Below are 21,659 nucleotides of genomic sequence, written 5' to 3'. Positions count from 1 at the left end.
GGCTATATGCAGCTAAGGGGGATTAATGATGGCTCGCCTTTTACTTGCTGAGGATGAAGAGGTTTTACGGATGCTCGTATCTGACACATTGGAAGATGACGGACATGAAATCGATGAGGCTAGTGACGGAGAAGAAGCACTGAATAAAATAATGGCTCATGATTACGATTTAATCGTGCTTGATTATATGATGCCGGTCTTTACGGGTCTTGAAGTCATTGAAAAAGTCAGAGCTATACCCGAAAAGAAACATTCCAGGATACTAATGCTCAGTGCAAAAAGCCAGGTATCAGATCAGCGGGCGGCAATGGAAGCGGGAGCCGATTACTTTATGGCAAAGCCATTCAGCCCAATCCAGCTGTCTGAAAAAATAGAGGAGATCTTGAAATAGAATGAAGAAAAGTCTCACCAGGCAATTCAGTTTTTTGACCATTTCCATTCTGATTATATGCGTTTCCCTATTTGCATTTTTTTTAATCAATCAAAACAGAGAAGCTTCATTGTTCAGTGAAAACAATAAAGCGCTAAATAAAAAAGAAAACCTGGCCATTGAATTGGATTATGGTTTTAATTTGGCCATCTCCGAGTTCCGGGCTTACTTTGCCTTTGGGAACGAGGGGTCAGAATCCACCTATAAAAGCAATGCAGCAAAACAGCAGGAGGAAGTCCGGCTGACATTAGAAAAACTTGAAAAATGTGCAAGTGAAAAAGAAGATCTGGCTTTTTATCAGGCAGCACAAGCTTTCTATCAATATTATTTTGAAGAGGCAACTCCAAAAGCGGTTAAACTCTATGAGTCCGGTGACCGTAATGGCGTAGCCAAGCTAGCCATTCAGGGCGGAGGTTCTGAAAACGTCAGGAAATTCCAGGAAAGCATGAAAAATTACCGTGTCAGTCTGGACCGGAAACTTGAAGAAAATGAACAGCTTTATACAAAAGGACTGCAAAATAGACAGATCAGCTTTTCTATTCTGCTCATTCTGCTGCTTGGAGGCATGTCTTTCCTGATCAGAATGTTAACAAGAAAAATCAGCAAGCCTTTAGTTGAGCTTACCGCAGCGGCGAGCAACATAGCTTCGGGAAGGGAAGTGTTGTTTGAAAACCGTACGAGCCGGGATGACGAGCTGGGTGTCCTTCATCAGGCATTTGAACGGATGAGCTACAGCATCCATGAAAAAGAGCAGGATTTAAGCGCTCAAAACGAAGAACTCGTTGCCCAGCAGGATGAGCTCCAGGCTCAGCAGGCTGAGCTTGAGGAAGTGCTTGAGCAAATGAGGGACAGGGAAAATCAGCTGGAGCTCCGGAATGAATTGATTAATGGCATTTCAAATACGCTTGATAAAAAAGAGCTGCTGAAGAGCATCATTGCCACACTTGCACCGATTGCGCGAGCAGACAAAGCGATGATTGTTCTTATGAATTATAGGGAGCATGCTTCTGCAGGTGTAGAGGACTTGGAGGCTGAGCAATTTCTGCAAAATCTTCATTCAGGTTTTACAAAAAAGTTAGTAGAAAACCGAACACCCTTTACAGTGACAAGAGAAATGATCGCATCTGAAAAGGGTTATCACCAATCCCTCATGTACTGCTTCGATTTGTTTTTACCTGTGTTTTCTTCAGCTGGAGATCTTGAAGCCGTCCTTCTTTTCACAAGGTATTCAGGAGATTTTTCTCAGGACGAAATCAATAACTATATGACACTTGTAAAAAACATTTCGATTTCACTGGAAAAAATTAAACTGTACGAGCAGACAGCGGAAGAGAGACAGCTGAACAGGGATATAATGAATACGGTCCATGAAGGCATCCAGCTTGTTGATACCAGGGGAACCATTCTTTTAATGAACAAAACCATGCATGAACTGATCCGGGATTGGGAGGAAAAGCCGTCAGAGAAAACACCATTTACTAAATGGATGGCAGCATTTGAACCAAACATTAAGGATCAAGCGGAATTTAGAACCTTTTTTCAAAAGGCAGTCTTTGCAGAAGTAAAAGACCAAGAGCTTGAATCCTTCCATTACCAGCTTCGGGGAGATTCGGGAACGCAGGTCATTAAAGTATATGTAGAGCCCCTTTACCGAATGGACCATCGAATAGGAACCGTAATCGTTCACCGCGATATTACTCATGAGTACGAAGTGGATAAAATGAAATCAGAGTTCGTCAGCACGGTTAGCCATGAACTTCGAACACCGCTTGCAAGCGTACTCGGGTTTACAGAGCTGATGCTGCATAAAGAACTCAAACCAGAACGCCAGAAAAAATATTTAACGACGATTTTCCAGGAAGCAAAGCGTCTCACATCCTTAATAAATGACTTTTTGGATGTCCAGCGTATGGAAGCCGGAAAACAAACCTATGAAAAGAAATACGATGACTTGTTTCCCCTTCTGCAGCAGCTTGCTGAATTGCAGCAAATTCACGCCGCTCAGCATCTGATAAAACTGGAACGAATGACAGAGCAAACGCTGGTGCTTGGAGACAAGGATAAACTATCACAGGTATTCAGCAATCTGATCAGCAACGCAATCAAATATTCTCCTAATGGAGGAAATATTGAAATTCTTGTCTATGAAGAGGAACAGTACTTGAATATCTCCGTCAAAGATGAAGGACTGGGGATTCCTCCGGAAGCGATGGATAAATTATTCAATAAGTTCTACAGAGTCGACAACTCCGATCGCCGAAGAATCGGCGGAACAGGTCTTGGGCTTGCAATTGTAAAAGAAATTGTCAAAGCCCATGAAGGAATGATCAGCGTTCAATCTGAGCTAGGAAAAGGCAGTGTATTCACAGTGCGCCTCCCGCTTGTTATACAAATGGTAAATGAATCTGCGGAGGATACGTCATCAGATCATACTTACACCAATGTCATTATTATTGAAGATGACTTGAATCTGGCGAATCTGCTGAAGACCGAGCTAGAGGAGAGCCATTTAAAGGTTGAAATATTTACAAACGGAAAAGAAGCATTGCATCAAATCAGAGAGCAGCGTCCAGATGCCGTCGTTTTGGATATTATGCTCGATGACCCGTCCTACACCGGATGGGATGTGCTTGAAGAAGTAAAGGGATGTGAAAAGTTGAAACAGGTGCCGATCTTCATTTCATCGGCCCTTGAAGAGAAAGAAAAAGGTATTGAGCTTGGGGCAAGCGATTATCTAGTTAAGCCCTATCAGCCGAGCCTTTTATCAAAACTCATTCTTCAAACCCTCCTGCAGCGGGACTTAAATGGACAAATATTAATTCCGGCAAGCGAAATGGAATAATTGGAAAGACATCCGTTCAAGTGGCGGGTGTCTTTTTCTTGGCTACAAATAAGTTTGGTTTTGGCTGATTTCCGCTGCAGGATACTCCCTTTCCGCGGGGCGGGCGGTGAGCCTCCTCGCCGCTTTGCGCCTGCGGGGTCTCACCTGTCCCGCTGCTCCCGCAGGAGTGTCGCACCTTCCGCTCCAATCAATAGGGGTTAAAAATCAACATAATGCTTGCTTTAACATAGCCATTTTTAAAAAACCCTCGGAATGGTCATACAGAATCCCAGGGGTGAGGACAATTTAAATCAATTTCTCTCAGCAGGACTTTTTAGACAGCAAGGTGTTCCGAAGCACCTTTTAGAATCTGTTCCCATTCTTCTTGCATGATAGAAAAGCGTGGATTGAACACCCATCCATTTTCATACGGGTGATTACCTGAATATTAGCAATAAGGTATAGGGATATAATTCCAATTACAGAAACGTATGATAAACTTCAATTAAATGAAGCTGAAAGTGGTGGGGGAAATAGATAATCACAAGTTTAATGAGTTCATTAAAATTTCCAAAAAACTAAATGAAATTGAAATTATTCCGTTGTTAATGGGATCGGTTGGTTTAGAAGTGATTACAGGGGAGAGCTGGGATGCTCAAGACTTAGACATACATGTACCAGGCGATAAAAGAGGATGGGAAGTGCCGCCGGAACGATCTATACATAACTGGATGGATATTGTGAAAATCATGAACTTAATGGAGTACAGCCTAATTGATTTGCATGAGCACGGGTTCTATAAAGAGGGATTATCAGTTGAATTTGGTATTATCGACACTTTACCAAATTTCGCAGGGATACAATTAGAAGATTTAGAAATACATCAAATGGGGAACGCAAAGTATTATTTACTAAATCCTTCGCAGTATTTGAATGTTTACAAATCTTCTTCAAAGGATAGTTACCGGGCAGACAAAAATAATCATAATGATTTAAGAAAAATAGATTACTTAAAAAATATGATAGGCTATGTTTAAATTTCACATGATTATTTTGGTGATATTTGGTAATATATAATTAGAGATGTAAAGAGAGGGGAATCTGTTCATATGTGGAATGCCTTGAAATGATCGTTAATTAGATAGAGACAATTGCAGTCCTTTGCTTTAAGGATGCGTTTATTTGTCGATCTTAAATCATTCAAGGGACACATGGTGTGGACAATTATATTCCAAATGCCGAGCAGATACCTTTGTATATCTGCTTTTATTTTTGGGTGAATTCATCTCTATTGACACAATCATACAGTCCCTAAATTGGGGGAATTTTAATGGATAGTCAGTACGGCAGCGAAGAAAAGCTAACAGGAGGGAATGTCTCCAGCGTATATCGGCTGGGGCTTACTGTTCGACGAGAATTAAAGCCTGATAGTGTAAAAGTTCATACATTGCTCAATCACCTTGAAAGCAAAGGCTTGAACGGTGTGCCAAAGTTTCTGGGTATTGATGAAAAAGGCAGAGAGATTTTATCCTTTATTGAAGGAGAAGCCGGGAATTATCCGTTAAAGAAATATATGTGGTCGGATGAGGCTTTAAAAGAAATTGCAAAGATGCTTCGCCGCTATCATGATGCGGTAAGTGACTTTCCGATAAAAGAATCCTGGCAGCCTATCGATAACACCCCGCAGCCCTTTGAGGTGATGTGCCATAATGACTTTGCCATCTATAACATTATTTTTCGTCAAGAAAAACCAACAGGTGTGATTGACTTCGATCTGGCTGCTCCTGGTCCTAGACTTTGGGATATCGCCTATACTCTTTACACGTGCGTCCCTTTAAGCAGATTGCATCATACGGAAGCTGGTGAGGCCGTTTATTACGACCCGCTAAAGGATAGTGAACGGATAAAACATAGAATTGAGAAATTTTTTGATTCCTATGGCATAGAGGGAATGAAAACAGGGTTTTTAAAGATGGTATTGCTGCGAGTAGAAGGATTATGTAAAACCATGCAAAGGAAAGCCAAAGAAGGCGATATGGCGTTCCAAAAAATGATTGATGAAGGACATTATCAACATTATCAAGAGGACCTTCAATTCATTCGTGATTATGGAAAAGAGTGGATTTAAGAGTGGGATTTTGTTGAACTAACGGATTTAAAGCAGGTATAGGAGTAAGCATGAGGGATCTTGATTCTGTATGTTTATCTCAAGGATGTTTTGAACTAAGTTCTTTGAAAAATAATAGGTTTGGCTGATTGGAGCGGAAGGAACGAAACTCCTGCAGCGGAAATCAGCCATACTCATTCCAATTTGAAGCTATCAATTAATAATAGTTTCCGTTTAAACATTCTCCCACTGTGATATTAAAAATAAACAATGAGTAGTTTAAAACTTGGAAAAGGAGTTTTCTCATGATCACTCATACAATAGAGACAAGGGAGCACGATGAATTTAAAGAGATTACAGAGCTTGTTCAGGAGGAGGTAACCAAGTCCGGCACGAAATCTGGCTTTGTCTTTGTCTACTGCCCTCATACGACAGCCGGAATCACCATTAATGAAAATGCCGATCCCGATGTAAAAAGAGACATGATTGAAAGATTCAATGCCGTATTCCCTTGGGAAATGGATTCAGACCGCCATATGGAAGGAAATACAGCAGCTCACATGAAAGCAAGTACCGTCGGAGCATCCGAGCAAATCATGATAGCAGACGGCCGTCTCGTACTTGGAAGATGGCAGGGAATTTATTTTTGCGAGTTTGATGGTCCGAGAACCCGCAGGATTTTCATAAAAATAACTAGTGATTAATTGTTTCCAGCACATTCACACTTGAATCCTGTACAGAGTGTTTTACACTTGAGAGGGTGATGAATTTGGAGATTGTGGATTATTCCTATAAAAAAAGAGGAAATGTTGAGTTTGTTTTTTCCCCATTTCCTCATTCCAGAGTTCTTCTTTGTCCGATAAAAAATTACTTCTTTGTCCGGTATGTAAAATGGGATGACCGGGATCCCATTGTGGAGCGGGCCGATTTGGAGCACATGGAGTGGCTCGTAAACAAGCACTTCGGATTAGAAGCCTGGTACAAGCGGAGAAGGGCCTTTAAGCAGCCCGCAGAGCCTGAATAGACGGCTTATAATGCGGATGTTGAGCTCCCAATCCTTGAAACAATTGCTCTATTTTGATAATAAACAGGCAATCCGCTGTTTGCCGGGCTGAAAAAGTACAAATATTTATAGTCCGGCCTGGTTGTCTGTGAAAGAAGATAGGCAGAACGCTTTGACCATGGATATCGGTATCCATTCAAGCTTTTGATTACCGCGTCTGCATCTTTGATCCCCATCCCATGTCCAAAATACTCTTTATTCCCCATCATGATGGTGTTTTCACCCCTCCATTGAGGATATTGGGCGTCGAAATCCGGGTTATTGAAGTAAAGGCAATCCCCCGGGATAAAATCATTTCCGCGCTGAGTACGGATGTTTAGATCCTCATCATGCCGCCAATCCCTTAATACGATGCCTCTGAATAAACGATCAAATGCCTGGGCACCAAGGCTGTCGAGGGCTGCTTTATAAAATAAAATCACAATAGCCGTAGCGCATTCGAATGCGTAAAAGCGGCCATTCCTAAAAATATCCTGAATTCCCGCCGAAGAAGGAACCCCCTGCCTTAAGATAAAGGCTCCCCTCTCAGTCAAAATCCATAAAGCCGGATTGCACATTGACGTTTCAAAAGTAGCAAATTCGGCACCGCTATACGTTAATGCTCTCGCAGCCTCAATGACCTTGCTTCTCATATTTAACTCAAACGAAAATTGTTCCAAACTTACAAATACATACTTTTCTTCGTATTTATCCATATTTAAGATCATTTCTTTTTGAACGGATGTTTTCGCTTCTTTTTTGAGTTTGCTGTAATCCATTTCCTTGTTCTGAATGATAATCAAGAGAGTTCCTCCCCACCAGGCATATAGTTAAGTCTATGCCAGGGATGGGCGAAAGGATTATTGATTTCAGAATGCGGAATCATTCATATTTACCTTCGAGGCAGAGTTTTTGAAATACATCTTACATGACAAGCCAGAAAAAATCATATAAGATAAGGAAGTCGAAAAATATCCCTACTTAATTCATTGGAATTATCGTATTATTATGGCGGGAGAAAAAATAAGGAGGAATTTAGTGTGGGTTTTGTAATCTTAAATATTGTTTTGCTGCTGCTCATCATAGCAGGTCTTTTTTACATGCAAAAAAAGCATGTCTCATTTTCTAAACGGGTGTTTACCGCATTAGGAATCGGAATTGTGTTCGGATATGCTCTGCAGGCCGCATATGGCGCTGAATCGGAAGCGCTTATATCCTCCATAGACTGGTTTGGCATAGTGGGGGACGGTTATGTAAAGCTTCTTCAAATGGTTGTTATGCCCCTTGTGTTTATATCCATTGTTGCTGCTTTTACCAGGCTGAAACTGTCAGCGAATATCGGGAAAATCAGCGGACTAATTTTAGCCGTTTTATTAGGAACAACGGCTATCTCAGCTGCTGTAGGAATTGCTTCAGCTGCAGGCTTCGGACTGGAAGCCATTCAAATTGATCAAGGTGACGCAGAAAAAGAAAGAGCGGCGCAGATCGAAGAAAAATTCAGTGAAATCGAAGGACAGACATTTCCTCAGAAGGTAGTTGAATTGCTGCCGGCAAATCCATTTCTTGATCTGACGGGTGAACGTCCTTCTTCAACGATTGCTGTCGTTATTTTTGCGGCCTTCATAGGAATTGCTTTCCTTGGAGTGAAAAGGAAGCAGCCAGAACAGGCTGAAATGTTTTCAAAAATCGTTGACGCTGTTTATGCAATTGTCATGAGGATTGTAACACTGATCTTGCGTTTGACTCCGTATGGAGTACTTGCCATTATGACTTCGACAGTGGCCCTAAGTGATTTTGATTCAATTTTAAAACTGGGTAAATTCGTCATTGCATCATATATAGCGCTAGCAGTCATGTTTATCATTCATTTGCTTATTATTTCTATTTCAGGATTGAACCCGATTCTTTATGTGAAAAAAATAATACCTGTATTATCGTTTGCCTTCACATCCAGATCAAGTGCAGGTACACTGCCGCTCAATGTAAGCACGCAGACTAAAAAGCTGGGAGTGCCAGAAGGAATCGCGAACTTCGCCGGGTCTTTCGGCCTTACAATTGGCCAAAACGGCTGTGCAGGGATTTATCCAGCGATGCTCGCAGTCATGATTGCTCCGACACAGAATATCAACCCTCTTGATCCGGCATTTATTCTAACGCTGATCGTCGTTGTAGTAATTAGCTCCTTTGGAGTAGCGGGAGTGGGAGGCGGAGCAACATTCGCTGCCATTCTGGTCCTGTCCACAATGAACTTGCCGGTTGCTTTAGCAGGTCTGCTCATCTCTGTGGAACCTCTGATTGATATGGGGAGAACCGCTTTAAACGTTAGCGGAAGCATGACAGCAGGGATTGTAACAAGCCGCGTAACGAAGGAACTGGATACAGAAACGTATAATAACCGGCATGCTGAAAACGCAGAGGCTTATTAAATCCTGCTGGAAAGTACGAGAAGACATCTTTAGAAACAACCCTCTCCTTTAAGCAGACAAACAGTTCCTCGTGATACAATAGCATGGAACAAAGTTCTGCTAATCCGAGGAGGGAATTATATGTTTGCAACAGTTAAAGATTTTTTAAACGAATGGCAACAGGAGTCTTTGTTAACCCAAAAAACACTGGATGTGCTGACAGATGAATCACTAGGCCAGGAAGTTTCGCCGGAACTCTACAGCATCGGTAGCGTTGCTTGGCACATTACTGGATCTGTTTACTATTTTCCTTCACAAATTGGAGTAGAATTTGAGCATCCTGATCTTCAAAAAAAAGCACCTGAATCCGCTGCTGAAATTAAAGAGACTTACATAACACTCAGCCAGCGCTTAGCAGAAGCATTGCCGGACCAGGTCACGGACGAGAGAATGCACGAAGTGATTGATCTTTTTGGATATAAGCTTCCTGTACAAGGTGTACTTCGTTTACTTATCCAGCATCAGGCACATCACCGTGCACAGCTGACCGTACTTATGAGACTTGCTGGATTGAAGGTCCCTGGAATTTATGGACCAAGCAAGGAAGAATGGGAAGCAATGAATGCGCAAAGAAGCTAATATGTGAAAACTTTTGAAAAGCCGGGTTCACTCCCGGCTTTTTTCTATGCTTATAAATCGGATAAAGCGTCTGATGCTTGTTAATACAGCAATTATGATGAAAAAGTGTTTCAACATTTCCGGTAAGGGAAAGGATAAGTAGCATATTAAATAAGGAGTGTTTCAGATGTCCGAGAAAAATCATATGATTGACCGAACAGGCGATGTACATCCTGGTGAAATTGAAGACGTAGTCAGCCGAATCGGTGTAGATAAACAGGAAGAAATCCTTGAAAACTTTGATGGTTTCAAAAAGTATTTAAGGGAAAAAGTAGATGTAGGCAAAAAAATAGGCTTGAGCGAGGAGCAGCTAGCGAAAACGACTGAACGTGTCGCCAATTATCTGGCAGAACACGTAAATCCGAAGAACCGTGAAGAATATCTTCTGCAGGAGCTTTGGAAATCGGGAGATAAACAACAGCAGCACGCATTAGCACATATGCTTTTAAACATGGTGGAGAAAGTATAGTAAACGAAAAAAAGTACTTCCTGAAGCGGAAGTACTTTTTTCTGGATGAATTCTTTTAAGAGTTGATCGCCTTCACAAAAGCAATGGCAGCCGATTTACTGCTTTGAGGGTTTTGGCCGGTAACAAACCGCGTGTCAGCGACGACATGATCTGAATAGGCAGCTGCTCCCTCGAATTGTGCACCCTGCTCTCTTAGCTTGGATTCAAGCAGGAACGGCATTAAGGAATCGAGACCTGTCTGCTGTTCTTCTTCATTTGTAAAACCTGTCAAGCTGACTCCGTCGACAAGCCATTTGCCGTTTGAAAGCTTTGTTCCGACAAATCCGGCAGGTCCATGGCACACAGCGCCAATTACTTTATTATTTTCAGCAAAATAGGCAAGAGCTTTTTGAAGAGCAGGATCTTCCGGAAGATCAAACATCGTTCCATGGCCTCCAGGCAGGAAGATTCCATTAAAGTCCTGTGGGTTCAGGGCAGAAAGCACTTCCGTATTTTGAAGCATAGCGATGGCATCGTCCCATTCATCCGGAGGAGTTCCTTCCACACTATTAGGGTCGATAGGAATTCTTCCTCCTTTAGGACTCGCTGCTCTAACTTGAAATCCGGCATTCACAAATTCATTATAGGGCTCTGCAAATTCACCAAGCCATAAGCCTGTTTCATGCTCTTTATCAATCTCGCTTGAGTTAGTTAATACCATTAAAATCTTTTTCATGTCATTTATCCCTCCCAGGGTTTTCAGTACATTGTATATTTAACCTATATAGGTGCACTCTAACCGTATTTTTTTTCTTTTTAGCCTTGGCTGAGAAAATTTGGGTTAAAATAAGATGAAATTCTGAGGGGAATGAGGAACAGCATGAAAAAATGGCTGAAGATATTTATCGCAATTTTAACAAGCGCCGTCGTCCTGCTCGCTGGAGGATTTTTTGTCTGGTCCCAGTTTACTTATAAGCCATCGAAAGATCTGACCAGGCTTGTTCCGGAGGACTCGTACACTGAAACAGACGGGATCTTATATTTTGACCCTTCCGGCACTAAAACAGAGGCAGGAGTCATTCTGTATCCCGGCGCGAAAGTAGAACCTGAAGCTTATGCATTCATCGGACAGGAGCTTGCAAAGACGGGGATTCCGGTGGCTATTCCGGAAATGCCATTTCATTGTGCCATTCTCGGAACCGGAAAGGCAGAGAGAGTACAATCATCCAGGCCAAAAATAAAAAAGTGGTATATTGGGGGCCATTCTCTAGGAGGCGTGGCGGCAGCAAATTACGCAGCAAAGCATGAGAAGTCAGTGGAGGGCGTGTTTTTTCTTGCATCTTATCCAGCTGAATCAGCGAAATTAAAGCAGACGAATGTGGACGTTTTATCGATATTCGCTGCCAATGATGGACTTACGTCACTTGATGACATTGAAAACTCAAAGAAAAATGTTCCTGATGATGCCCTGTTTTATGAAATAAAAGGCGGAAATCATGCGCAGTTTGGACTTTACGGAAAGCAAAAGGGGGATCATTCAGCAGAGATTCCAGCAGAAGAGCAGCAAAAGCAGATTATTCAATACATCGAAAATTGGATAAAAAGAGGGAGCGGCAAGTAATACCGCTCCCTCTTGCTATGTGCAGGGAAACATAAGCCCCGCGTCATTCATTATTGAACAGTTTCTGTTTTTTTCTTAGGAGAATAGGCAAGAAGCAGTGCGATTGCTCCGACTATTGCTGCAATTAAAAACGGAATTTTCACTCCTGCAGCCTGCCCTACTAATCCTGATACAACAGGTGCGAATGCAGCTCCCAGCCAGCGCAGAAAATTATATCCTCCTGAAATAATGCTTCGTTCAAAAGGAGCCTCCATTACATGGCTTGTGAATAGAGCATTGTTCAACCCGGATACGAGACCGGAAAGAATAATGATCATAATCATAAGAGGGGTCGAGCTGACGAAAAAGAGCAATAATAGCAGTACCGTGAAAATAGCCAGCGTTACTGGGAGAATCTCTTTTGCCGTCCATCTCTTTTCAAGGGTGTGACTAAGCCCGGCAGAACCGTATGCAAGACATAAACCCCATCCGAAGAAAACGAATCCAATCTGGATCGTATCCAGTTTTACAACAAGAGGGGAATAAGCCAGCACCACAAAGAAACCATAATAATAAAGCATTCCAGCAAGCGCCGTTTTAATAAATGGCTTGTAGGCGAAGAGCTGCTTTAGTTCTTTAAGCCCGGCGGGTTTCCGCTTTTGTTTGTTAACAGGTTCATATACAAACAGCATGACCAGCAGGAAGGCAGCAAAAATAAGAAGACCTGTCGCCATAAACGGGAATCTCCATGAATGACCGCCAAGTACTCCTCCTAATAAAGGACCGCCAGCCATTCCGAGACCGATTGCTGCTTCATACAGCCCGACTGCTTTATGAGAGTCAATGGATAGGGCAATGAGCAGTGTCATGGCTGTTGCGAAAAACATGGAGTTCCCAAGCCCCCATCCAGCCCGGAAAATGGAAAGCTCCGCAATGGTATTGGAGACGCCGCAAATAAAAGCAAAAACCGTCACGATGGCCAATCCGACGGCCATCATTCGTTTATCTCCAAAGCGGCTTGCTAAAATACCTGCAGGGATCATCATGATCGCCATTGTTAAAATATATGCTGTAAACAGTAACTCGACTTGCCAATGAGTAGCTCCAATTTGGTCTGCAATTACAGGAAGAATCGGGTCTACGACTCCAATTCCCATAAAGGCAAGAAAAGTTGCGAGAACGGTTATATTCCGTGCAAATGCTTGTTTTTTCATTCCAATCACCTTACTCTTTCAAAAGTTGTGCTGCTTTGTCCTGAAGCTGTGAAATCTCATTTCTGAAATCCTGCATCCGTTCCATTTTTTTATCAATCATGACGATTTGTTCGGATAGTCCGGCTGCAATATGCTCGAGTTCCTCTCTTCGTTTTGAAGTATCACTTGAATTGCGGTAATCCTCGCGATGGTGCTGAATTTTTTCACGGAGCTTTACAAAGTCCTGAAGCTCCTGAAGGGAAAAACCAAGGATATCTTTTGCGAGCACGACTTTTTTTAACCGTTCAATGTCATCCTCACTATACAGACGGGTACCGCCATCTGTTCTTTCAGGCTCTTTAATCAAACCCAGCTCTTCATAATAACGAATGGTCCTTTTGGTCAGGCCTGTTTCTCTTGCTGCATCATCAATCTTAAACTTATTCATCCGCACCATTCCTTTCGTACTAAACTAACCTTAACGTTAACGTTAGATTTTGTCAAGAACTCTGTGTTTACTGTATAAATATGACCGATTTTTCTCATATTAAGAGGGATTCATTATTATAGGAGGTGAGCATATGGGTATTTTTGGTAAAGACCACAAATCAGAAAAGCAATCGCACCAAAGCCAAAACGATGGCCAGGCTCTTCAATCTGCTCTTTCAGATGCAGAACAGGCGCTGCAAGGCGATCCTTTGAAAGAAGCAGTTGAGAAAAAGAAAAATAACCACCGTTAATAAATGGCATAAAAAGAGAACGGGCTTTTACAGACCCGTTCTTCTTATTTTTCAGGCAGCTTTTTATTGAGGAAAAACGTTCCGAATGGAATGACGGAGGCGACAAGTGCTAATCCCATTTTGATAATGCTCCAGCGGTGGCGGAACGCAGCATTTGCAACAGCCAGAATAAATAGGACAAAAAACAGTCCGTGAAGGGAGCCGACAATTGTTACTGCCATTGGCATGTCTGCGAAATACTTAAGCGGCATAGCGATTCCAAGAAGAACGATAAAAGAAATTCCCTCAATTGTTCCTATGAACCGCAGTCTTTTGATTGGGGTAGAAACCAGCATATTCAATCTCCTTCCTAAACGTGTGCTAGGACTATTATATACAATCCTTTCAGCACTTCATGTCCATTTTGTTATTTGTCACAATACGTACACAGAAAAAAAGGAATTGTCGTTAAAAACACAGTTGACTTATCGGAATTATTTGAATAAACTTGCATTAATAGATACAGAGACTGATCGGTCAACCGAAGGTCCTGAACGTTAACACGTTCAGGGCCTTTTTCAGTCCAAAGAGGAGGAGAAACTTTGAATAAGCTCATTATTTTTATTTTCGTAGGACTGCTTGCCCAATTTATCGATGGTGCGCTTGGAATGGCATACGGGGTCACATCAACAACCTTGCTTCTTACCTTTGGCATAGCGCCTGCTATTGCATCTGCCTCCGTGCATATTGCCGAAGTAGCAACAACTGCGGCATCTGGTGCGTCCCATATTAAGTTTGGGAATGTGGATAAAAAAACGGTATTAAAACTGATTATTCCAGGTTCAATCGGAGCGTTTGCAGGAGCCTGTTTCTTAAGCAATCTTCCAGGTGATCTTGTAAAACCCTATGTATCGATTTTCCTTCTTGCTCTCGGGATTTACGTCACCATCCGCTTCCTATTTCTTGTCCGGCAGCAGCAGAAAGTAGAAGATAAACTTGAAATATCTGCTAAAAAAGCGGTTCCGCTTGGACTAATCGCTGGATTCTTTGATGCAACCGGCGGTGGAGGCTGGGGGCCGATTGCGACGCCAGTGCTGCTTTCCCAGAAAGGCACCTCAGCTAGAAAAGTAGTCGGAACTGTAGACACAAGCGAATTTGCCATAGCTTTATCCGCATCCATTGGATTTATTATCTCTCTTGGATGGGAACAGGTGAATTGGCTGTGGGCAGGAGCTTTAATGATTGGCGGAGTCATCGCTGCTCCGCTTGCTGCCTGGCTGGTCCGTAAAGTACCTGCTCATTTACTTGGAGTTCTTGTCGGCGGTTTTATCGTGTTAACAAATGCAAGAACACTATTGCAAATGTGGGTGCCAAATCAAAGTTTTCATCCAGTCATTTACGGTATTATTCTTCTTTTATGGGCTGCAGCGATAGCATTCTCTGTTTTAAAATACCGTGAAATATCACGAAAAGAGGAAGCGGGGGAATATCAGCTGTAGAGGAATTCAAAAAATGAGTGCATTTATCTAAATTTTAAAGTGAAAATCAAGCAGCAAAAACAGGGCAGCACCACGTGGTCCTGTTTTTTTGACGATATTTAAATTATGTATGGTAATGTTTACATCTGTTGATTGAAATGAATACCTGCAACGGAAAAACAGCCGAGTTTAAAAGCGTTATTCGTATAAATCGGTTAAGCATTTTTCCGCAGAAATAGACAAATTAATTAATAATTTACAAGAAATAAATACCTATTCATCTATTATTTGCTATAATATGACTTGTTGTTCACTAAATGGAAAAAGGAGTTATACTGATATGCTAAAAGACACCCGTCCATATCCCTTGTTGCTGGTAATGGTATTACTGTTAAGCTTCATCATCCCTACCCCTCCTGCCAAAGCGGAATCTATGTCCATAATGGGATCCTCCATGCTGACCTCGAAGCAAATGGGCGATTATGTCCTGCTAAACAATCCAACTCCCAAACTAACAACTGTTACAATCTATCAACTTGCGGAAATTTATCTTGAAACGGGCAGAAAAGAAGGCGTCCGGGGAGACAAAGCGTTTGCCCAGGCTATCCATGAAACCGGTTTTTTTAATTACGGCGGCGATGTGGTTCCGCAGCAAAATAACTATGCTGGAATCGGCACAACCGGAGGCGGAGTAAAAGGTGCATATTTTAGCACACCGGAAGAAGGAGTACGCGCGCACATTCAGCATTTGAAGGCTTATGCCAGCACCGAACCGCTGTATACCGAGCTTGCAGACCCCCGTTTTAAACTGGTTAAACGCGGTATCGCCCCATTATGGTCTGACCTGAATGGAAGATGGGCAGTTCCAGGCAGAGGCTATGGGGAAAAAGTTTTGGAAATTCACTTCGATATGGCAAAAATTACGCTTGCTATCCCAAAAGTGTATTTGCCGGCAAACCACAAATTGCCGGTTGCAAAGCTAATGATTAAATCAGAGGTACCAATGCTTGTACCTGACGGGTCCCTCTTCAAAATGCTGAACAAGGATGAGAGTATCCGAGTTTACGGTGTTTTAGGAAACAGCTATGACGTTGGCGGCGGGTATTTAATTGAAGCCAATAGCAGCAAAATGAGTGCGTACATAGGCAGAATTTTAATAAAAGACTCAAAAACTGTGATATACAGCCCGGACGGATCTGTTCTCAGACCGGTCCTTAGCGGAGAAGCTCTTCGGGTTTATGATTACGATGAAGAGGCGTATCAGGTAGGCGGAGGCTATTATGTTTCCGCAGCGGACAAGCCTATTTATCACCTTGGCCGCATTCAGTTTTCAGCTGACACGGCTATGATTAGCCCGGATGGGACTGTTTACAGCACATTAAAAAAGAATACAGAGTCCCGCGTTTATGGAATTAATGGAAACCAGCTGGATCTTGGCGGCGGCTATACCGTAACCTATGATCCGCAGCAAATGAAATATGTAAATTAACCAAAAACCGGACAGCCTCTGCGGCTGTCCGGTTTTTGTTCTTCATTTAGGATGTTTGATTTTAAACAGTTCATTTAAAAGTTCCCAGTTTTCAGGGAATGGCTCCCCAAGAACCCAGTAGGCAACTCCGCGTAGTTTATAGTCCTGAATAAGTTTAAATTTAGCTCGGGCACTCTGTTCATTTTCAAACCAGACCACATGCTTTTTCCCATCGTCTCCTTTGTAGTAAAAGAAAGGAGATTGACTTTTATTGTCAAACTGAATTTCTGCTCCTTTTGCAACGGCAAGGTCAGCAGCTTCCTGAGGAGCAATTCTTTTAGCAAAGGCACTTCCTTTTTTGTAAGGAAGGACCCAATCATATCCATAAAGCGGAGCACCCATCACAATTTTTTCTCTTGGTATTTCTGTAAGTGCATAATCAACTACTTTCTTTACTTGTTCAATAGGAGATACAGCCATTGGGGGTCCGCCTGACCATCCCCATTCATACGTCATCAAGATTACAAAATCCGCCAGCTCTCCATGGCGTTTGTAATCATGAGCACCATGCCAAGGTCCAGCCTGCTCATCGCTCGTCTTAGGAGCAAGGGCTGTAGATACAAGATAGCCTTCTTTTTGAACCCGTGGAATGATGGTTTCCAGGAATCCATTGAAAAGGGCATGATCCTTTTCACGAATATGTTCAAAATCAATATTCAATGCTTTATAGCCTTTAGCTTTCATCGTATCAAGCAGGCTCGTCATTAATTTTTCAGAGGCTTTTTTGTCTGTGAAAATTTTATGGGCAATATCCGGTGAAAAATTTCCATCCATAAAGTTTGTAAGGACGAGCATTGGAACTGTGGAAGTGTCTTTAACGGATGAGAGCGGCTTTTGATCATCCAATGGAATCAGGCTGCCGTCTTCTTTAACCCTGTAGCTGAAAAAGGCGGTATAGGAAAGAAGATTCCCCGTATTGCGGACTTCTTTTGAGGCTGCATTCGCATCTACCGGCTCAAGGAACCCAATAGTTTCGATTTTCCGTTTTTTAAATTCTGTCTCAGAAGGATTGGTATCCTTCGTTTTGTTGCTGATTTGATCAACACGCGGTTTCTCATTTACCTGATTGGCAGAGCGCATCATTTTGTTCTTCGTTTCGCTGTCATTAGCGTTTCCGGTATTGCCCATGCATCCGGAGAGAAGCATGGTGAATCCTAGAAGGAAAAGGGTCATCCTCTTCATTCGGATCCCTCCTTTTTTTTCTTAGATTGTCTAACAGATGCTAATTTATGCATGGGTGCTGAGAGGAAGGAAATAAGTGGTTTACATTCCTTTCCAGAATATTTTTCGTCAAATTTCTCTGGAAAATGGTATAGTATTAAAGGAGATTTACATAGCTACGTGCACAGATTGAAGGAGGCAGCATCATGCAAATTGGATTAATTGGACTTGGAAAAATGGGCTACAACCTGGCCCTTAATATGAAAGATCATGGCTACGATGTCATAGCAAATGACGTAAGTGCAGAGGCACTTCAAGCTATACGGGGAGAAGGAATCGAGACGGCTGACAGCATCCAAATGCTTGCAGAAAAACTTCCTTCGCCGAAAATCATCTGGATGATGGTTCCTGCAGGGGAGATAACAGAACATGTCATTCAGCAGGTATCCGCTCATATGAGTGAAGGAGATATTCTGATTGATGGCGGAAACTCCAATTACAAAGAAACAATCAGACGGGGCCAGCAGCTCAAAGAAAAAGGAATTTACTTCGTGGACTGCGGAACAAGCGGCGGAACAGAAGGTGCAAGAAACGGGATTTGCACCATGATCGGAGCAGAACCTGAAGCGTTCGCGGCAGTTGAGAAGCTGTTCAAGGATCTTTCTGTTGAAAACGGATATCTTCATGCAGGCAAGCCCGGAAGCGGCCACTTCCTCAAAATGGTTCACAATGGCGTGGAATACGGAATGATGCAATCCATTGCTGAGGGATTTGAAATTCTGGACAAAAGTGATTTTGATTTTGATTACAAAGAGGTTTCACGAGTATGGAACAATGGATCGGTTATCCGCTCATGGCTCATGGAACTAATGGAAAATGCATTCTCTAAAGACCCGGAACTTGCAGGAATCCGCGGTGTCATGAACTCTTCAGGTGAAGGGAAATGGACAGTGGAAGCAGCGCTTGATTTCCAGGCTTCAGCGCCTGTTATTGCCATGTCATTGTTCATGAGATATCGTTCCCAGGAAAATGATACGTTCCACGGCAAGGTCGTTTCTGCCCTACGAAATGAATTCGGCGGACATGCTGTTGTGAAAAGTGAAGAGTAATTGATCAAAAATCGACCCCGCCGTATGAGTATACGGCGGGGCTTGTTTTTAAAAAATTACGGGTTTCTAAGCAGCGGAAATCTGTCTTGAGAACGGATATGAAGAGTCCTCCCTCTTCGTTTTAATGTTTAGCAATATGAGCATGGGGTAATTTAAATACTAACATCACATCACTTGTTTGAAAGGAGAATCACCCATGAATAAACGAAATGGATTAATTATTTCAGGTGTTGCTTTATCAACTGCAGGTGTTGCTGCTACCGTCTATTTAAAAGACAGATCCAGACGAGAGAAAGTGACAGACGGTGTTAAACAGGCTCAGGACAAAGTTGTTTCCATGTTCTCAAAAAGCAAAAACAAAGAAGAGGATAACTTTCCGATCGATAAAGGCGGCAATCCCGATCCTCAGGATGTCGAAGATAACAAAATGGTCTCTGAAGGAGCCCAGTACAGCGTCCAATACTATAATGATAATAAACAGCAGTAGGATGAAAAGCCCCAATCCTGATTTCCAGGATTGGGGCTTTTACTGTATGATAAATGCAGAGGTGATGAAAATGGTCAAAGGATCTCTTGTAGACGATGAAACCCGCTGCACCCATTACCATAGCCAGCTTGATATCATTGCGATCAAATTCTGGTGCTGCAAAGAGTATTATCCATGTCATATTTGCCACGCGGAACATGCAGATCATCGAGCCCAGGTTTGGCCAGCCGAAATGTTTGATGAGAAAGCCGTCTTATGCGGAAAGTGCGGAAATGAACTGACGATTCATGACTATTTGGAATGCGGTTCTGTTTGTCCGGAATGCAAAGGAAGCTTTAATCCGGGGTGCAGCGCTCATGCCGGCTTATATTTTCAGGTTCTTTGATTATTTTTCCTGCAGTGGTATAATAATAGAATATTACCAATATTTAAGTTTGCTAGGGGAGCCGGTAGTCCGGCTGAGAGGAAAACACATGAGTTTTTGACCCTTTAACCTGATCTAGTTCGTACTAGCGTAGGGAAGCGGCACTGTTCATATATTTATGTTCAGCCCATTTCCCTACGCGAAATGGGCTTTTTTGATGGAAAAAACCTTCACTGGGGGTGCCGATGCGGCTGAGAGAAGCGATTCGCTTTAACCCTTACTACCTGATCCGGATAATGCCGGCGAAGGGAAGTGGTATGCAATTGCTTTTTTGCAGCCGCTTCTCTTACAGAGGGCGGTTTTTTGCTGCTCTTAAATTGGAGGAAACAGCAGATGGAATTTCATGTCGTTACAAATGGAAAGCTTGGATTCGAAGAAATCACCGAATTTATGAAACTTGCAGGTTCAAAGATTGATTATCTCCACATAAGGGAGAAAGAAAAAACAGCTATGGAGATTTATGAAGGTGTCCGATTCCTCATAGCGTCAGGCATTCCCGAGGAGAAATTGATTCTGAATGACAGGACGGATATTGCTGCGGCGGCAGGGGTAAGGAGGGTGCAGCTCGGATATAGGAGTCTTTCGCCTTCTGTGGTCAAATCAGCAGTTCCGGACATTCACGCCGGACAATCGGTTCATTCGCTTAAAGAAGCTTTAAGTGCCGAAGAGTCAGGTGCTGATTCCGTTCTTTTTGGACATCTTTTTGAAACGGAAAGCAAAAAAGGCGTGCAGCCGAAGGGAATTGAATCAGCAAAGAAACTGGCATGCCGGCTTTCCGTTGATGTCCTCGCAATTGGAGGAATTGAACCTATGCATATTCAAGCTTTGTCGGAAGGAAAGATTGCTGGATTCGCAGTCATGTCCGGAATTTGGGAGAGCAGAAGCCCGGTCAGAGCAGCAGAAGAGTATAGGAATGCCATTACGGCATGCAAGGAGGTGCGATTATGAAGGAAGTAGACGTATGTATTATTGGGGGCGGTGTAATTGGCTGCTCTATAGCGTACGAGCTTTCCAAAAAAGGATACAAGACAGCTATTTATGAAAAAGGAAAAGCCGGTCAGCAAAGCTCAAGTGCTGCAGCGGGTCTGCTTGGTGTACAGGCTGAATGGGATGAATATGATCCGCTGTTTGACCTGGCTAGAGAAAGCAGAGAGATGTTCCCCAAGCTTGCAGAAGAATTAAGAGCTGTCACAGGAATTGACATTGGCTATGAGGAAAAAGGAATTTATAAAGTAGCTGAAACAGACGAAGAACTTGCTCAGCTTGAAAAAACAGCCGCATGGCAGATGGGGACAGGAGAGCCTGTGCAGCTTATGACAAAGGATGAGCTGAAAGAAAAAGAGCCGCTGCTATCAAATTCCGTTCTAGGAGGAGCCTATTATCCTAAGGATGGGCACGTCATCGCACCAGCATTAGCGAAGGCGTATGAGCACGCTGCACTGCTTAATGGAGCAAAGCTATTTGAGCATACCGCTGTTGATGAGGTATTGATGGATAACGGAAAAGCTGCAGGAGTGAGAGCGAATGGTGAGATGATCATGTGCGGCAAGGTGATTATTGCAGCGGGAGCATGGAGCACTCCGTTTTTAAAGACTTTTAGTCCTTTAAGTGAAACGTATCCAGTTAAAGGAGAAATGATCAGTGTGCTGAGTAAAGAAAAACTGATCAGTAAGCCTTTATATAAAAATGGTTTTTATATCGTACCTAAAAGAGGCGGCAGGTACTTGGTGGGCGCTACCGTGAAGGAGAGGGATTTTTCTAAAGATGTTTCGCTTTCCGGGATGATGCATTTGATGGAAACTGCAAAGCGGATTCTGCCGGCAATTGCCCAGGCGGACTTTGAAAATGCATGGAGCGGGCTCCGGCCTCAAAGTGCCAAAGGAGCCCCTTACATGGAAGAACACAGTGAACGAAAAGGTCTTTACGCTTGCACCGGCCACTTTCGCAACGGAATTCTCTTGAGCCCTGCTTCAGGAAAGGCTATGGCGGAGTTAGTTGTAAAAGAATCAGCATCCATCGGGAGGTAATG

Annotated in this window: 24 protein-coding genes and 2 riboswitches; of the genes, 18 read left to right on the top strand and 6 right to left on the bottom strand. The window is 42.8% G+C overall.

The features are described 5' to 3' along the window. The first annotated feature begins 28 nt into the window (after positions 1–28). The 6 genes from AS29_RS16550 to AS29_RS16525 all read left to right on the top strand — a co-directional run bounded on the left by AS29_RS16550 (position 29) and on the right by AS29_RS16525 (position 6,382). Entirely contained in the window at positions 29–391 is a 363-nt protein-coding gene (locus AS29_RS16550) for a response regulator transcription factor (RefSeq protein ID WP_035412351.1), read from the top strand. Position 392: 1 nt separating this feature from the next. Beyond that, entirely contained in the window at positions 393–3,272 is a 2,880-nt protein-coding gene (locus AS29_RS16545) for an ATP-binding protein (RefSeq protein ID WP_035412348.1), read from the top strand. 512 nt (positions 3,273–3,784) lie between these two features. Next, positions 3,785–4,288, top strand: a complete 504-nt coding sequence (locus AS29_RS16540) for a hypothetical protein (RefSeq protein ID WP_035412437.1) — start codon at positions 3,785–3,787, stop codon at positions 4,286–4,288. A gap of 293 nt (positions 4,289–4,581) precedes the next feature. Then, positions 4,582–5,379 carry a phosphotransferase enzyme family protein gene (locus AS29_RS16535; protein ID WP_035412345.1) on the top strand — a complete coding sequence of 266 codons (798 nt, stop codon included), beginning with the start codon at positions 4,582–4,584 and terminating at the stop codon, positions 5,377–5,379. Positions 5,380–5,663: 284 nt separating this feature from the next. Next, a complete protein-coding gene (locus AS29_RS16530; protein ID WP_035412342.1) occupies positions 5,664–6,062 on the top strand; it encodes a secondary thiamine-phosphate synthase enzyme YjbQ in 399 nt (132 codons plus the stop codon). 65 nt (positions 6,063–6,127) lie between these two features. Further along, positions 6,128–6,382: a hypothetical protein gene (locus tag AS29_RS16525; protein WP_035412339.1), complete on the top strand. Its 255-nt coding sequence runs from the start codon at positions 6,128–6,130 to the stop codon at positions 6,380–6,382. Between the two features lie 5 nt (positions 6,383–6,387). On the opposite strand, the gene AS29_RS16520 is transcribed toward AS29_RS16525, so the two are convergent. Further along, positions 6,388–7,203, bottom strand: coding sequence for a protein-glutamine gamma-glutamyltransferase (locus AS29_RS16520; RefSeq protein ID WP_035412337.1), 816 nt, complete (start codon positions 7,201–7,203; stop codon positions 6,388–6,390). Between the two features lie 237 nt (positions 7,204–7,440). On the opposite strand from AS29_RS16520, the gene AS29_RS16515 reads away from it, so the two are divergent. The 3 genes from AS29_RS16515 to AS29_RS16505 all read left to right on the top strand — a co-directional run bounded on the left by AS29_RS16515 (position 7,441) and on the right by AS29_RS16505 (position 9,952). Then, complete coding sequence (locus AS29_RS16515; protein WP_035412334.1) at positions 7,441–8,826, top strand: L-cystine transporter; 1,386 nt, start codon at positions 7,441–7,443, stop codon at positions 8,824–8,826. Between the two features lie 120 nt (positions 8,827–8,946). Next, on the top strand, positions 8,947–9,444 hold the full coding sequence (locus AS29_RS16510; RefSeq protein WP_035412332.1) for a DinB family protein: 498 nt from the start codon (positions 8,947–8,949) through the stop codon (positions 9,442–9,444). Positions 9,445–9,610: 166 nt separating this feature from the next. Further along, positions 9,611–9,952: a DUF3243 domain-containing protein gene (locus AS29_RS16505; protein WP_035412329.1), complete on the top strand. Its 342-nt coding sequence runs from the start codon at positions 9,611–9,613 to the stop codon at positions 9,950–9,952. 55 nt (positions 9,953–10,007) lie between these two features. Here AS29_RS16505 and AS29_RS16500 read toward each other — a convergent pair whose 3' ends face one another. Next, a complete protein-coding gene (locus AS29_RS16500; RefSeq protein WP_035412326.1) occupies positions 10,008–10,667 on the bottom strand; it encodes a type 1 glutamine amidotransferase domain-containing protein in 660 nt (219 codons plus the stop codon). 144 nt (positions 10,668–10,811) lie between these two features. On the opposite strand from AS29_RS16500, the gene AS29_RS16495 reads away from it, so the two are divergent. Beyond that, on the top strand, positions 10,812–11,552 hold the full coding sequence (locus tag AS29_RS16495; RefSeq protein ID WP_035412323.1) for an alpha/beta fold hydrolase: 741 nt from the start codon (positions 10,812–10,814) through the stop codon (positions 11,550–11,552). 50 nt (positions 11,553–11,602) lie between these two features. On the opposite strand, the gene AS29_RS16490 is transcribed toward AS29_RS16495, so the two are convergent. Together AS29_RS16490 and AS29_RS16485 are read right to left on the bottom strand one after the other, a co-directional pair. Continuing rightward, positions 11,603–12,745: an MFS transporter gene (locus AS29_RS16490; RefSeq protein ID WP_035412320.1), complete on the bottom strand. Its 1,143-nt coding sequence runs from the start codon at positions 12,743–12,745 to the stop codon at positions 11,603–11,605. 10 nt (positions 12,746–12,755) lie between these two features. Beyond that, complete coding sequence (locus AS29_RS16485; protein WP_035412317.1) at positions 12,756–13,172, bottom strand: MerR family transcriptional regulator; 417 nt, start codon at positions 13,170–13,172, stop codon at positions 12,756–12,758. Between the two features lie 133 nt (positions 13,173–13,305). Between AS29_RS16485 and sspJ the strand changes: the two genes are divergently transcribed. Further along, positions 13,306–13,464, top strand: a complete 159-nt coding sequence (gene sspJ / locus AS29_RS16480; RefSeq protein ID WP_066099088.1) for a small acid-soluble spore protein SspJ — start codon at positions 13,306–13,308, stop codon at positions 13,462–13,464. 44 nt (positions 13,465–13,508) lie between these two features. Here the strand turns inward: sspJ and AS29_RS16475 are convergent, their stop codons facing one another. After that, positions 13,509–13,796 (bottom strand): DUF3817 domain-containing protein, encoded by a 288-nt coding sequence (locus AS29_RS16475; RefSeq protein ID WP_197491626.1) that lies wholly within the window; start codon positions 13,794–13,796, stop codon positions 13,509–13,511. A gap of 249 nt (positions 13,797–14,045) precedes the next feature. Here AS29_RS16475 and AS29_RS16470 point away from each other — a divergent pair, with 249 nt between their 5' ends. Together AS29_RS16470 and AS29_RS16465 are read left to right on the top strand one after the other, a co-directional pair. Next, positions 14,046–14,942: a sulfite exporter TauE/SafE family protein gene (locus AS29_RS16470; protein ID WP_035412311.1), complete on the top strand. Its 897-nt coding sequence runs from the start codon at positions 14,046–14,048 to the stop codon at positions 14,940–14,942. Between the two features lie 319 nt (positions 14,943–15,261). Further along, positions 15,262–16,410, top strand: a complete 1,149-nt coding sequence (locus AS29_RS16465) for a glucosaminidase domain-containing protein (RefSeq protein WP_051860833.1) — start codon at positions 15,262–15,264, stop codon at positions 16,408–16,410. Positions 16,411–16,452: 42 nt separating this feature from the next. Here AS29_RS16465 and AS29_RS16460 read toward each other — a convergent pair whose 3' ends face one another. Then, complete coding sequence (locus AS29_RS16460) at positions 16,453–17,631, bottom strand: glycosyl hydrolase family 18 protein (protein ID WP_035412307.1); 1,179 nt, start codon at positions 17,629–17,631, stop codon at positions 16,453–16,455. 185 nt (positions 17,632–17,816) lie between these two features. Here AS29_RS16460 and gnd point away from each other — a divergent pair, with 185 nt between their 5' ends. From gnd to thiO, 5 genes are all read left to right on the top strand, one after another. Continuing rightward, on the top strand, positions 17,817–18,719 hold the full coding sequence (gene gnd, locus AS29_RS16455; protein ID WP_035412304.1) for a phosphogluconate dehydrogenase (NAD(+)-dependent, decarboxylating): 903 nt from the start codon (positions 17,817–17,819) through the stop codon (positions 18,717–18,719). Between the two features lie 196 nt (positions 18,720–18,915). After that, complete coding sequence (locus AS29_RS16450; protein ID WP_035412302.1) at positions 18,916–19,206, top strand: hypothetical protein; 291 nt, start codon at positions 18,916–18,918, stop codon at positions 19,204–19,206. Positions 19,207–19,252: 46 nt separating this feature from the next. After that, the gene (locus AS29_RS16445) at positions 19,253–19,591 is read left to right on the top strand and encodes a CHY zinc finger protein (protein WP_231889970.1); all 339 of its coding nucleotides are present in this window, start codon (positions 19,253–19,255) and stop codon (positions 19,589–19,591) included. A gap of 44 nt (positions 19,592–19,635) precedes the next feature. Then, positions 19,636–19,744, top strand: a riboswitch (TPP riboswitch). A 51-nt stretch (positions 19,745–19,795) separates the two neighbouring features. After that, positions 19,796–19,898, top strand: a riboswitch (TPP riboswitch). Between the two features lie 65 nt (positions 19,899–19,963). Then, complete coding sequence (locus AS29_RS16440; RefSeq protein WP_035412299.1) at positions 19,964–20,578, top strand: thiamine phosphate synthase; 615 nt, start codon at positions 19,964–19,966, stop codon at positions 20,576–20,578. After that, positions 20,572–21,657, top strand: coding sequence for a glycine oxidase ThiO (gene thiO / locus AS29_RS16435; RefSeq protein ID WP_035412431.1), 1,086 nt, complete (start codon positions 20,572–20,574; stop codon positions 21,655–21,657). The genes AS29_RS16440 and thiO overlap by 7 nt, the downstream gene beginning before the upstream one ends. The last annotated feature ends 2 nt before the right edge of the window (positions 21,658–21,659 follow it).

It is taken from the genome of Bacillus sp. SJS, from assembly GCF_000732485.2.
GTDB classification, from domain to species: domain Bacteria; phylum Bacillota; class Bacilli; order Bacillales; family Bacillaceae; genus Metabacillus_B; species Metabacillus_B sediminis.
The sequence above is the reverse complement of the archived record's forward strand: the minus strand, read 5'-3'. Positions and strand labels throughout refer to the sequence as shown.